Source organism: Shewanella sp. 10N.286.51.B8 (genome assembly GCF_041469325.1).
Classification (GTDB): domain Bacteria; phylum Pseudomonadota; class Gammaproteobacteria; order Enterobacterales; family Shewanellaceae; genus Shewanella.
On record NZ_JBFRKG010000013.1, the window covers coordinates 45623 to 59495 of the forward strand.

Consider the following 13873-nt stretch of genomic DNA (forward strand, 5'->3'; position numbering starts at 1 on the left):
GCTCTGGCTCTGGCTCTGGCAGCTCATAAGACTCAGTCTCGACTATTTGTTCAACTGTTGCTTCAACTTCATCTACGGCAGTGACTACAGTATCTTCATCTTGCACAGGGCTTGGTTCTAATTCTTGAGCTATTGATTCAGTCTCAAGTTCAGTATTATCTTGCGGTGCAGACTCAATCTCAGATGGGGCTGAGGCTATATCTGTTATCTCAGCTTCTGGCTGCGGATCTGCCTGAGTTGGTTCTTTCTGCTCTAGCTCTTGCTTAGCAACGGTTTGGGTTCGACGATAAAGATAAATACCCAGCCAAACCAATAAAACAACGACAATAATTTTAATAATCATTTATAACACCATATTTGTGTCATGCTGTGTGCATTTGAATAGTTTTGGAGTTTACCATTCCTAGCCTATCCGAAGAAGGAAGCTTCATTTTTCTGCTTGAAAATTAAACAAGCTGAACTAATATTAATAAGCTATTCTTAGGACAAAAATCAAGTGTTTATGTCGCTTTTATGCTCGTTAACACAATAAGCTGACATTATTTTTAGCTTTTGTTTTTATGTGCTCTAGTTCAAGCTTATTAAGCATTGAATTGAATAAACAGACTGTGATTAGGTAAACTAGCCATACCCGAGTGATTTACTATGGTATTAACACATGACAATAAGCGCGATCCTATCAGGCAAGCTGTTATATGAATTCAACACAATGAATGCTATGGCAAAAATTTATTGCCGGGCTCATCATCAAATTGCGTTACAAACGGAAAATAGCCAAGGCTTGTGCCCAGATTGCATTGAATTGCTTGAATACGCAGAAACACGCTTAGATCGCTGTCCTTATGGTCAACAAAAGCCGACATGCAACAAATGTCCTGTGCATTGCTACAAACCGCACATGAAACAAAAAGTGCGTGAAATCATGATTTACTCTGGCCCAAGAATGCTGCTTCCCCATCCTATTATGGCGATAACGCATTTACTCGCAGAAAGAAAGCCCGCACCTGGCAAACCGCCCGAAGCGGCGTCAAACCGTCATATGAGAAAACAGAAAAAACATAATAATGCTGCTTGATAAAGCGTGATTTAAGATATGACTTAACGATAAACAAAGGGATTGGCCATCGTAATTAATCAGTTTTTTTCACAGGCGTATATTTGGCTATCATTACTCGCTGGCATACATTGCTTGGGAGTAGGTTTTTACGTCCGCTATATTTTTGCTAATAACGACAGCAGCACCAGCCATAGTAATCGCTTACTGGGCGCCTTATTTATTCTGATCTCGCTATTCTTTTTTTCAGCCAGTATCACCCGCGAAAATGCCCCAATTCAAATTCATTTTATGATGACGTTAATGGTGCCATTTTACTTCTTACTGATGCCCTTACTGTACAGCTATTGCAAAGCGTGTTTACAAATTAAAACCTCTGACCTCAATTTCGTCAAACATATACTTACTACGCTAATTTCCATGGCGGTTATTGTTGTCACTGTATCGTTCAATATTGGTATGGTTCCCGATGCATCCCATATTCAAGTCAACAACATCAGTGAATTAGTCACCATTAATAAAATAGCCCTAGTCATGCCTGCCATTATTTTAATTCAAAGCGGGATCTATTTTTTCCTTATCATTAGCGCGTTAAGTCGTCATAGAGTCGACAAACATCAAAGCTTAAAAAATGTTAGATTTAGGTGGTTATTACTGCTTACTGGCGGCATTTTACTTAATTGGGTTTTACGATTGGTATTGGTGTTATTACCCTTCTATTTTGGTGACACTATTTCTAGCTATGCTGTTGGCATCGTCAGATTATGTCTATTAGCGACCATTTATGGGTTTGCCATATACGGACTACACCAAGTGACCCGACTGGTATTTTTACGTATCAAGGTCAATAAAACACCCCAGCATCATAGTGCCAAGCTGCTACTGGATAATGAAGAACTTGATTATTTAAGAAGTGTTATCAGTGATGACAAAGCCTCAGATCAGGGCTTAGAGAACAAGTCAGTCCCAAAAACTAAGTGAAATTAACTTCGCCAGATAAAGGCCACAGCCTGAGCCAACACCTGTACAAACAAGCTCAATTAAAGAGGATATTAAGTGAGTTATTTACTCACTGCTAGATTTAAATAACAACACCACTCATTTAAATACTCAGCACCAACTGAACTCATGTTAGTTTTAAGCACCTAGTAGCAATATTAGGCGTTTTTATTACAGCTTTGTTCAGCTTGGGTTTGCTATGCTAAAGCTATCATCACTAAAGTTTGCTTATCACAGGAGTTTTTATGAAAAATATATTGTCATTGCTAGCGGTCACATTCGTGCTTATCGGACTGACATTTTCTAGCTCAGCTCACGCTGACAAATACGCCGAAGCCATTGCCGATTTTAAAAAGGCCCCCGAAGTACAAGGTTTTTTTGATAGTGCCTACGGCTATGCGATTTACCCAACAGTGGGTAAAGGCGGCTTTGGTATCGGTGCGGCCTACGGCTCAGGCAAGGTATATAAAGGTGGTGTTTATAGTGGTGATTCAAGCGTGTCACAACTTTCTATTGGCTTCCAATTAGGTGGACAAGCTTATAGCGAAATTATTTTCTTTAAAGATGCTGAAGCCTATAACGACTTTACCAGTGGTACCTTTGAGTTTAGCGCCCAGGCATCTGCAGTGGCCATTACTGTTGGCGCCAATGCACAAGTGGGCTCAACAGGTAACTCAGCAGGGGCTGGCAATGCAGGCAACCGTACAGCAGCTAATGCTGCTTATATGAATGGCATGGCGGTTTTCACTGCCGCGAAAGGCGGATTGATGTATGAAGCCGCCATTGCAGGACAATCATTTAGTTTTGATGCTAAATAATTTTTGTAAACGAGAAAATCTCACCCAATAAAAAGGCTGCAGTTGCAGCCTTTTTCACGCTAAGATTAAAGCATAATCTGATAAACAGTTACTTTCACTGCAATCATTAGCTGACAAATCGAATTATCATTGATAAACCTGCTCCTAAAGCATGTTATTACGAGTGTTCGATTCACAATCACTAACAAACATTTGGACAGAAATGTTTTAGTAACGCTTTGCTAAGCGGCTAAAAATGGCTGGCTAAAATGTTGAGGAATGAAAACAGCCAACTGTTTTTTTCCGTTTGAAATTCTTGTTATATTTAATTATTTCTCGATTCTTTAATGAACCTATACCGAAAATCAGATAAGTATCCAAGTATATAGAGAAGAAAGGCTGAATTGACATGCCCATCAACAAGAAGAATCCAGATATTTTCTTCGCGGGTAGCACCTAGGTATACGCATACTAATGTTGCTAGCACCCAACTAAATTTAAGAGTCCAAGAATACTCGCCAAAAAACCATTGAGATAAACTCCTTTTTTCCGTGATATTTTCCATAATTAATCTCCAAAATTTGATTTTAAATATAACGTTTTAGTATTTATGCGTTGCGCTGTTTGCAGGGCATAAATCGCTTGTTGGACTTGGCCGATACCACATCCCTATTTATCGGTATGGTTTATGCTATAGGAATTTGCTTTTTGACGGTAGTTTTTTTGTACAGTATTTCGACTAATCATTTGTTCTGATTACACCTTTTAAGGTGGAATTTTTCATCTTTTACTTTGCTTTGTTTACCTGTTTGATACTGATATTTCAGTTAATGGCTGTGACCGTTTGCCTCAATTAATTGGTATCAACTCAGTTCACCTTTACTTTTATTGCCTCACCCTGTTTCTGCTGGTTAGTCCGACTGAATTAGTTGGCTCTGATGTGGTCAAGTCAATCTGTAAACTTTCTAGGAGGGTTGAAGGCACATATTATTGAATGGCTTTTTCTTCCCTAAATGGCGTGCCCGATGATTGTATTCGAGGTTAGCCAACTCTGTCCTTAAGTGGTGATACCTTAATGTAACTTATGTCATTAATTCATAGTTTTACTTAGTTTTTATTGGCTGAATCATTGAAGTTCATCACCTCAACCTAATCCATTGCCTGCCGCTGGGATGTTCAGGATGAACGGAATGTCGCGATCACATGGATGTGAAAGAGCGACCTTATGTGCAGATACATCCAAGACACGCCGTGAACACATCCCTGTGGGCTCTGCGAAAACAAATAACATCCATGTTAAACGGCCAGTTCGGCATCCATGCCTCTCGCTCAGAGCGTTCCACACAGTGAAACTTCGCCATGTTTTCGAAGGTCTTGAACGCATCTACACTGGGGTTATTGTCTCTTCGAGTTGACAGCATTGGTGATAATTTAAAGAGTTAAAGTTAGAAGATCTTACATTTAAAAGCTCCATTTGAATTGAGGTCATCGAGAAAAGGCCGTGAGCTTGGCATGGATGCCAAGCTAGCTTTCGTTTGGCCAGGGATGGCCTATCGGAAGCGTTAGGGCTTTTCGACAATGACCGAAGCCGGATACAAACGAAGTTAAAAGCTGGATCAATCCCCGTTGAAAACATGCGCTTTTCAGCATTTTTCGTTGGGGCAGCGGGGTGTTCCAAGAGGGTATTGCTGTTGATACCCTCTTGGTCTGGTGTGGGCGAAGCGCCACGACGTTGTTTTTTAAAATAGCAAACAAGCTTTGGGTCATAAACGAAGTTGAAAGCTGGATCAATCCCCATTGAAAACATGCATTTTTCATCGGGGGCTGCGGGGCCTAATTCTTTAATAAAGAGTATAGAGGGTATTGCAGTTGATACCCTTTTGGTCGGGTGTGGGTAGAAAACCCACGATGTCAATCCAAACGGAGTTTGGAAATACAGAAAGGTAACTTACGGTCTAAATCTGGTGTGAACTCAGTACCACGACGTTGATTTTTCAAAAGAGTAAAACAAGTTTTGCGGCTTTTTGTTAGCAAATGCGAGTTAGTATTAAATAAAAAACCTCTTCCTACACAAAGTAAGAAGAGGTTTTACTGCCTATTCGGCAGGTATCTCAAAATAGGCTATTAAGTCACGATTTTCGCGGGTTTTAGCTGCCTATGATGTCATTTATGCAGGCTTATACTTAAAACAACAATTACTCATGACCCCAAGGCGTTGGCGGTAATGCCACAGGCTTGGTTAAATCAAAATCCACTCTAAAATCACGATTTTCGCGGGTTAAACGATAAGTGAAGACTGTTGGCTCAATGTACATATGCCACACGTTAGTCACTGACGCTGTTAAGCCATTTTCATTAAAGTTAGCAATTGATTCAGCATCGACAGGAAATGATTGCTCAGTTGCAGTGCCCATGTCAGCAGTGTCGCCACCGTACATGGTGACTTTGTCTTCAGTGCCATCTTCATGACGGTGATCATGCTTTAAGCGCAAGCCTGAAGTGGTTTTGGTGATAACCCAAGTACGAGAGTGATCGTCACCCACATGAAAAGGAATTTTAAGCTCAGTATCGCTGCATTCACGTACGTGCATGATTAATGCTTTATTGCTAAAAGCTGAATCAGCTTCGTTGCCCGCAGTCACCTCACCCGCATACGCTTTACCACAATGCACAGCAAGCGCATCAAAGTAACTGTCTTGTACACTAGCGTAAGTGGTAGATTCATCATGATCATGACTGCCATGTGCCATAGCAGTAGCGGGGATCAGACAACTCAATACAGCAGTGGCCAATATTTTTTTCATTATTATTCCTTGGGGTATTTATTTTAGTTTTTAATCATTCATTTAAACCATGGGCGATACCCTAAAGCAAATGAACTAGGCTTGCAGACTAACAGTGATTGTTTAATTTAACCTGAAATAAAAAAACCGCCTATTGGCGGTTTTCTAGTTAACAATTTCAAATTAGCTCAGCGGCTTATCTAGCGCCCTTACTATTTGAAGATTTATTTTTTGCATTCGCCTTATTGCTAAATGGCTGCTTCTTCTGTGACCAGCCTGTTTTAGCTTTGCCTTTGTTAGCGCTATTTGCATTAGCTGGTTTTTTAGCTGAAGATGACTTGCCGCCTTCTTGCTTTTCGCCAGCCGCTTTGGCTTTGTTGGCTTTGGTCGGTTTTTTACCGCAGTCTCTATCCGCAAACTGATTACCAGAAAAACGGGTGAAAGCCGTCTTACTACCATCATTTTTGCCACCACGGTTTTTAGCCCCAAAACCTTGGCGCTCATTACGTGATTCTGGTGGCACAATATGTTGCACCCCATTACCAATTAAATGCTCTTTACCCATGGCAGCTAAGGCTTCACGAATAAGTGGCCAGCCTGCAGGATCATGATAGCGCAGCAGCGCTTTGTGTAAGCGGCGCTGACGGCCTTTCTTAGGCACGGTCACTTGTTCACTGGTGTGCTTCACATTCTTCAATGAGTTAAGCTCAGTGTGGTAAATGGTGGTGGCATTGGCCATTGGCGATGGATAAAAATTTTGCACTTGATCAAGCTTAAACTTCTCTGATTTAAGCCACAGGGCTAGATTCAGCATATCTTCATCGGTGGTCCCCGGATGTGCTGAGATGAAGTAAGGAATAAGATACTGCTTCTTACCCGCTTCTTTAGAGTAATGATCAAATAGCTCTTTAAACTTATGATAACTGCCCATTCCCGGCTTCATCATTTTGCTTAGTGGACCATCTTCAGTGTGCTCTGGGGCGATTTTTAAATAGCCGCCCACATGATGCTTAGCCAGCTCTTTAATGTAGCGAGGATCTTCTGTGGCTAAGTCATAACGCACACCTGATGCAATCAGAACCTTTTTAATCCCCGGCACGTCACGGGCGGCGCGATATAAATCAATGGTGTGTTTATGATCGGTACCTAAATGGCCACAAATTGAGGGATATACGCAGGATAAACGTCGACAAGTGGTTTCTGCTTTGACGCTAGTACAGCCGAGGCGATACATGTTAGCGGTTGGGCCACCTAAGTCTGAAATAACCCCAGTAAAGCCCGGCACTTTGTCTTGAATATCTTTAATTTCTTTGATGATAGATTCTTGCGAGCGACTTTGAATAATGCGCCCTTCATGCTCGGTAATCGAGCAGAACGAACAGCCACCAAAACAACCTCGCATGATATTAATCGAGGTTTTAATCATGTCGTAAGCAGGGATCACCGCTTTACCATAACTTGGGTGCGGTACGCGCTGATACGGCAAATCAAACACCGCATCCATTTCATCAGTATTTAATGGCCACGCTGGCGGGTTAACCCACACAGAGCGATTTCCTTGAGCTTGAAATAACGCGCGGGCACAACCCGGATTTTGCTCTTGATGCAAAATACGTGAAGCATGGGCATACAAGAATTTATCGTCAGCCACTTTTTCATAAGCTGGCAGTAGCACATAGGTTTTTTCCCACGGCTTAGGTCTTGGCGGCTGCACGCTGATGGCTTTAGGGGCATCATTATCAAAAATCTTTTTATCGGTTGGGCCGGATAATTTTTCACAGCCGACATCATCAGCACCATAAGGATTGGGGATAGGATCAATCTTGTGTAGTTGATCTAATTTGCGCGAATCCATGCCTTTCCAGCCGGGCAAAGGTTCATGACGAATAACTGCGGTGCCACGAATATCGTGCAAATCAGCCATTTTTTCGCCATTAGCGATGCGATGTGCCACTTCCACCAGCGGGCGCTCGGCATTACCGTAAATTAAGATATCGGCTTTAGCATCAAATATCACACTGCGGCGCACTTTATCAGACCAGTAATCATAATGAGCGATACGGCGTAAACTGGCCTCGATACCACCGATCACCACGGGCACTTCTTTGAAGGCTTCTTTACAACGCTGGGTATAAACGGTTACCGCGCGATCTGGGCGTTTACCGCCTTCATCGTTTGGGGTGTAGGCATCATCACTGCGAATGCGACGATCTGCGGTATAGCGGTTGATCATCGAGTCCATGTTGCCGGCGGTTACACCGAAAAACAGGTTCGGACGACCTAGCTTCATAAAGTCATTTTTATTTGACCAGTCTGGCTGACAAATAATACCGACTCGAAACCCTTGTGCTTCAAGCATACGGCCAATAACCGCCATGCCGAAACTTGGGTGGTCCACATAAGCATCGCCACTGACGATAATAATATCGCAGCTATCCCATCCAAGTTGATCCATCTCTTTGCGAGACATCGGAAGAAAGGGAGCTGTGCCGTAACACTCTGCCCAGAACTTTGGATAATTAAATAACGTGGATTCAACTTGCATGTGTGTAACCTAAAATTGATGGATACGTCGATAAACGGTCGCGGAGTATACCAGTTGGCGATGAGTAAGTGTGACTAAAAAAGCAGCAGATGTGAAATTTTTTTATTGATGACTAAAAATAAAAAACCTTATAAATACAGTGGGAATAGTAAAACTCCCACCTTATCAAGTACTCAGTCATAAGCCTAAAAATAAACCGATATTAACCACGGCTAAGCTGACAATAATTATCCAGGTGATTAATACTCCCCAAAAGCGGCCAAAATGATAACCGCCTTTGCCCTGCGTTAAGCCAATGGCATGTAATAAACGGGCAAATAACCACAAACTGCCAAACAAATGTAAAAACGGTGCTGAAAGCCCATTCACTTCAGCCACCAAGATTAATAGCAGCGCAAATGGCGCGTTCTCCACAAGGTTAGCGTGCACGCGATCTGCAATAATTAACTCTTGATTACCCTCATTGCCAATACCAATCTTCAGCCCTTTTCTAAGCTTTACCACTCGTAAACTAAAATAAATGGCCATTATGGCCGTTAAAGCGATATATAACCCCGATACACTGGCGATCATTTGAACTCCTTTTAAATGCTGTTAAGGCTTCACTATATGCTAAATATCAGCTTTGTTTAATGAAAAAAGCGATTTTTATCATCACAGCGGCAAGGCTTACAAAAGCCTAATTTTGAATTTATTTAACAAATGTCACCTATATTGCAGTCATCATAATTCACATGTTCTAACCTAAAAATCGATTGATAACACCAAATATGACTCGAAGGAACAGAGCAGATGAAACATAGTGACATCACTTTAGAAGATAAATATAACAATACATCTGGTCGTATCTTTATAAACGGCAACCAAGCTTTAGTTCGATTACCGCTAATTCAAGCGCAATTAGACAAAAACCAAGGCTTGAATACCGCGGGTTATATTTCAGGTTATCGAGGCTCGCCACTAGGAGCATTAGATAGTTATATCTGGAAAGCCAAAAAGCGTTTAGATCAACAAAACATCACCTTCCAACCTGGGGTCAATGAAGACCTAGCTGCAACGGCGATTTGGGGCACCCAGTTACTCGACACCATACCCGAGCCTAATGTCGATGGCGTATTTGCCATGTGGTATGGCAAAGGGCCCGGTGTTGATAGAAGTGGCGATCCATTTAAACATGCAAACTATGCTGGCACCCATGAACATGGCGGCGTGTTGGTGGTTTACGGTGATGACCATCCTGGTAAATCATCGACTATTTCACATCAAAGTGAACAGGCCTTAGCGGCAAATCTTATTCCCTCACTTTACCCTGCCGATGTCAGCGAATTTATCGATTATGGTATTTTAGGTTGGGCGCTGTCTCGTTATAGCGGCTTATGGGTAGGCTTTAAATGTGTGAATGAATCAGTGGAACAAACCGCTACCATTGATATTAATCTCGACAATATAGATATCAAACGTCCTAGTCGAGATGACACCCCCACAGACAGCATCAATCTCAAAACCAGTGGCTTTATCCCGCCGCAAACCAATGAAACCAATGTCATTACTCACCGCTTGCCCTTGGTGCATCGCTTTATTAAAGCCAATAATCTTGATCAGGTTCGCGTAGCCAAAAATGACAACGCCTCACAAAGAAGTCTGGGTATTGTCACTGCCGGTAAAGCCTATAACGATGTAATGTCGGCCCTGGCATTATTAGAGATCGACAATGATCTTGCGCAAACACTGGGGTTATCGGTATTCAAATTAGGTTGTATCTGGCCCATCGAGCCCAGCAAATTAACCGACTTTGCCCAGCAGCAACCTGAATTACTGGTTATTGAAGAAAAGCGCGCCTTTATTGAAGAGCAAATAAAATCAATCCTGTTTGGCAAACAAGGTGCCACACGGGTTATTGGTAAACAGGATGAAAATGGCCTCGCGCTCGTCAGTGCCGATGTGCAGTTAGAGCCACTCACACTGGCCTTTATCATCGCTGAGCGCCTGCGCATTAATGGTCAAACTCACCCCAAGGTTGACGCCGCAATTGTGCGTTTACGCTCAAAGCTTGACCCTAAAAGTTGCGCCACCAGCTTACCTAGAACCCCTTACTTTTGCTCTGGTTGCCCCCATAACACCTCCACAAAAGTACCTGAAAACAGTATCGCTATGGCTGGTATTGGCTGTCACGCCATGGCAGCATTTTATCGCAAAGACACCATGATCCCTTGCCATATGGGCGGTGAAGGCATGCAGTGGGTGGGCTTAGCCAAATACACTAACACCAACCACGTGTTTCAAAACCTAGGCGATGGCACCTATTATCACTCTGGCTTAATGGCAATCCGCGGAGCCATCGCGGCCAAGGTCAATATCACCTATAAAATTTTATATAACGATGCGGTTGCCATGACTGGCGGCCAGCCAGTGGATGGGCCAATCTCCGTCGCTGAAATTAGCCAACAAGTGACCTATGAAGGCATTAGTAAATGCGTGATTGTCACTGACTCGCCACAGGCATACGCCAATAACCCAGACATCGCCAAAAACGTTGAGATTTATCATCGTGACCGCTTAGACATGGTGCAAACCATGCTCAGCAAAATAGCAGGTTGCACCGTATTAATTTACGAGCAAACTTGTGCAGCAGAAAAGCGTCGCCGCCGTAAACGTGGCTTAATTGCTGATCCAACTAAACGCTTATACATTAATGCTGACGTGTGTGAAGGCTGCGGCGATTGCTCAGTTCAGTCAACCTGCGTGAGCTTGCAACCGAAAGTGACCTCGAAAGGCATCAAGCGTCAAATAGATCAATCCAGTTGTAATAAAGATTACAGCTGTAATAAAGGCTTTTGTCCTTCGTTTGTTACCGTCATTGGTGGCACCCCGAAAAAGGCCGCTGCCACCGCGATTTCAGCAGATGTGTTTGCCACGATTCCCGCGCCTACCGCGTGTAACATTGATGATAACTACAATGTCATGATTGCAGGGATTGGCGGTTCAGGGGTGATCACTGTCGGGGCGATATTAGGCATGGCAGCTCATATTGATAATAAAGCCTGCTCAATTTACGACATGACCGGCTTGTCGCAAAAAAATGGCGCGGTTTACAGCCATCTTAAATTTGCCAACTCACCTGAGCGATTATTTAGCCCTAAAATTGATACTGGCAGCGCCGATTTAATTTTAGCATTCGATTTACTGGCGACCCTAGATCCGCACATCATTAAAATCATTACTTACCAACAAACTCGCCTAATTGGTAATGCTGCCATTGCGCCACCAGCAATATTTCAATTAAACCCACAAGCGATCCCCACTGAGTTTAAAGAGCAACAATCGTTAACCCAATTATTAGGCCGCGATAATGTCGATTTTATCGATGCTTCTAACATCGCCAAAAAACTCATGGGAGATACCATAGGCGCTAATTTATTTGTGGTGGGCTTTGCCCTGCAAAAAGGGGCGTTACCGCTTTCAGTTGCCTCAGTTGAACACGCCTTACGCCTTAATGGTGTGAGTGTTGACTTTAATCTCAACGCGTTAAATTTAGGCCGATTATTGTGTTTTAATCCTGAATTTTTCTCGCAATTACTGACCACTGACAGCCAGCAAAATATTGCGACCACCGCCTTTAGCGCCATTGAAGATGGGGCTGAGCATCTCAGTCATTATCAAAGTAATGCCTATGCCAAGCAATACCGTGAGTTTATTGAACAAGTCAGCCAAGCAGAAAAAGCTGTGGCTGAAAATTCTGACCGCTTAACCTTAGCGGTAGCCACTAATCTGAGTAAATTAATGAGCTACAAAGACGAATATGAAGTGGCGCGTCTGCACAGCTCAGCGACGCTAATGCAAAATTTACATAATGATTTTGACGGCGACTTTAAGGTTAAATTCTCTCTCGCACCGCCTTTGTTTAGCAAAAAACACCCAGATACTGGTTTACCGATTAAGCGTGAATTTGGCCCATGGATCTTAACGGCGTTTAAAGTGTTGGCTAAATTTAAGTTTTTGCGCGGCTCTAAACTAGATATGTTTAGCTATACCAATGAAAGAAAGATGGAAAGGCAGTTAATTAAAGATTATCAAGCAGATATAAAGCATATCATCGAAAACCTGAATCATGATAATTTACCACTCGCCATTGAAATCGCTCAGCTACCGCAAATGATTAAAGGCTTTGGCCATATTAAAGAAAACAATATTAGCGCCACACTCATGGCCAAAGGAAAGCTATTACATCAATTTATCCATGGCCCAGATAAATCAGCCATTCAATTTAAAGAAGTTAGCTAATACATAGCTACAGAGAGTGAATATGATAGATATTATAAAAAAGATAACCGCTATCGTAGGTGATAAAGGCATTATCCTTGGGGATGACGTTGCCAACAGGCCTGCTTACTCTTATGGCAAAGGACAATGCCAAGCACTGGCCATAGTGCGCCCTGCTTCAACCGAAGAGCTATCTAAGGTGATGAGCCTTTGCCACCAGCAGGATCAAACCACCATCCCTTGGGGCGGGTTAACCGGATTGGTCAATGGTACCTATGCAACAGCTGACGATATTGCGATTTCGTTAGAGCGCATGACTCAGATTGAGTCCATCGATAATCAAGCGGGCACTATGACAGTGCAAGCGGGCGTGCCGCTACAAGTAGTGCAAGAAAAAGCCGCCACAGAAGATTGGTTATTTGCTCTGGATTTAGGCGCCAGAGGCAGCGCCACTATTGGCGGTAATATAGCCACCAATGCTGGCGGTAATAGCGTGCTTAAATATGGCATGATGCGTGAACAAGTCTTGGGCTTAGAAGCGGTTTTAGTGGATGGCACGGTTATTTCGTCATTAAACAGTATGCTAAAAAATAACGCCGGTTATGATCTTAAACAGCTATTTATCGGCACCGAAGGCACCTTAGGTATCGTCACTAAAGCCGTGTTACGCCTGCACCCTTTGCCCAGCAGTCGCAATACTGCCATTGTCGCCGCAACCCAGTTTGATGCTGTCGCCAAGCTACTGAAATTACTCAACAGTCACTTAAATGGTCAGCTATCGGCATTTGAAGTGATGTGGGGCAATTTTTATCAATTAATGACCGACTCAGACAAGCACAATACGGTTATCGACAGTGGCTATCCATATTACGTGTTAATTGAAGCCACAGGCCATAACGCCGAGCGCGACGCCGTGCAATTTGAAGAAGCGCTAATGGCTGCGTTAGAGCAAGATATTTTAGTGGACGCCGCAATTGCTAAGTCAGAAAGTCAGCGTGAACAGTTATGGGCCATGAGGGATGATATTGACACTGTCATCAGCGAGTTAAACCCACTGTTTGCCTTTGATATTAGCCTGCCTATTGCCAACATGGAGCAATATATTCAGCAAGTTGAAAGCCAAATTATGACGCAGTGGCCCCATGCAAAATTCATTGTATTTGGTCACTTAGGTGATGGTAATTTACATTTAGGCATTTGTGTAGGTAGCTATGATGAGCAGACGAAGCATCAAGTGCAAAGCATTGTTTATCAGCAGCTAAAACCTTACGCAGGCTCGATTTCTGCTGAGCATGGCATTGGTTTAGATAAGCTTAAATACTTACATTGCTCCCGCACTGACAACGAAATAGCCTTAATGAAACGCTTGAAGCTCGCTTTTGACCCTAAAAATCTTCTCAACCGCGGCAAGGTTTTCCCTTAGAGGTGGTAATAA

The 13873-nt window shown here is 42.9% G+C and carries 8 protein-coding genes and 1 pseudogene; 5 read left to right on the forward strand and 4 right to left on the reverse strand.

The genetic code is table 11. The annotated features are described in order from the left end of the window. Positions 1 to 343: pseudogene (locus AB4160_RS06350) on the reverse strand (hypothetical protein); the annotation flags it as partial. A 315-nt stretch (positions 344 to 658) separates the two neighbouring features. Between AB4160_RS06350 and AB4160_RS06355 the strand changes: the two are divergent. From AB4160_RS06355 to AB4160_RS06365, 3 genes are all read left to right on the forward strand, one after another. Further along, a complete protein-coding gene (locus AB4160_RS06355; RefSeq protein ID WP_102440295.1) occupies positions 659 to 1075 on the forward strand; it encodes a nitrous oxide-stimulated promoter family protein in 417 nt (138 codons plus the stop codon). 114 nt (positions 1076 to 1189) lie between these two features. Continuing rightward, positions 1190 to 2035, forward strand: coding sequence for a hypothetical protein (locus tag AB4160_RS06360; protein WP_133126568.1), 846 nt, complete (start codon positions 1190 to 1192; stop codon positions 2033 to 2035). A 263-nt stretch (positions 2036 to 2298) separates the two neighbouring features. Continuing rightward, positions 2299 to 2871: a YSC84-related protein gene (locus AB4160_RS06365; RefSeq protein ID WP_102440297.1), complete on the forward strand. Its 573-nt coding sequence runs from the start codon at positions 2299 to 2301 to the stop codon at positions 2869 to 2871. A gap of 2174 nt (positions 2872 to 5045) precedes the next feature. On the opposite strand, the gene AB4160_RS06370 is transcribed toward AB4160_RS06365, so the two are convergent. The 3 genes from AB4160_RS06370 to AB4160_RS06380 form a co-directional block, all read right to left on the reverse strand. Next, positions 5046 to 5600, reverse strand: a complete 555-nt coding sequence (locus AB4160_RS06370; RefSeq protein ID WP_241901006.1) for a hypothetical protein — start codon at positions 5598 to 5600, stop codon at positions 5046 to 5048. A 229-nt stretch (positions 5601 to 5829) separates the two neighbouring features. Next, positions 5830 to 8178, reverse strand: a complete 2349-nt coding sequence (locus AB4160_RS06375) for a YgiQ family radical SAM protein (protein ID WP_372003933.1) — start codon at positions 8176 to 8178, stop codon at positions 5830 to 5832. Between the two features lie 177 nt (positions 8179 to 8355). Continuing rightward, on the reverse strand, positions 8356 to 8751 hold the full coding sequence (locus AB4160_RS06380; RefSeq protein ID WP_102440300.1) for an MAPEG family protein: 396 nt from the start codon (positions 8749 to 8751) through the stop codon (positions 8356 to 8358). A gap of 219 nt (positions 8752 to 8970) precedes the next feature. On the opposite strand from AB4160_RS06380, the gene AB4160_RS06385 reads away from it, so the two are divergent. Both AB4160_RS06385 and AB4160_RS06390 read left to right on the forward strand, forming a co-directional pair. Then, a complete protein-coding gene (locus AB4160_RS06385) occupies positions 8971 to 12459 on the forward strand; it encodes an indolepyruvate ferredoxin oxidoreductase family protein (protein ID WP_372003935.1) in 3489 nt (1162 codons plus the stop codon). Positions 12460 to 12481: 22 nt separating this feature from the next. After that, positions 12482 to 13861 carry an FAD-binding oxidoreductase gene (locus AB4160_RS06390; protein WP_372003937.1) on the forward strand — a complete coding sequence of 460 codons (1380 nt, stop codon included), beginning with the start codon at positions 12482 to 12484 and terminating at the stop codon, positions 13859 to 13861. The last annotated feature ends 12 nt before the right edge of the window (positions 13862 to 13873 follow it).

Bases quoted from the DNA above. Each gene is read 5' to 3' on its own strand.
- AB4160_RS06355 (WP_102440295.1), top strand. From the start codon at position 659: ATGACAATAAGCGCGATCCTATCAGGCAAGCTGTTATATGAATTCAAC.
- AB4160_RS06365 (WP_102440297.1), top strand. From the start codon at position 2,299: ATGAAAAATATATTGTCATTGCTAGCGGTCACATTCGTGCTTATCGGA.
- AB4160_RS06370 (WP_241901006.1), bottom strand. From the start codon at position 5,600: ATGGCACATGGCAGTCATGATCATGATGAATCTACCACTTACGCTAGT.
- AB4160_RS06375 (WP_372003933.1), bottom strand. From the start codon at position 8,178: ATGCAAGTTGAATCCACGTTATTTAATTATCCAAAGTTCTGGGCAGAG.
- AB4160_RS06380 (WP_102440300.1), bottom strand. From the start codon at position 8,751: ATGATCGCCAGTGTATCGGGGTTATATATCGCTTTAACGGCCATAATG.
- AB4160_RS06385 (WP_372003935.1), top strand. From the start codon at position 8,971: ATGAAACATAGTGACATCACTTTAGAAGATAAATATAACAATACATCT.
- AB4160_RS06390 (WP_372003937.1), top strand. From the start codon at position 12,482: ATGATAGATATTATAAAAAAGATAACCGCTATCGTAGGTGATAAAGGC.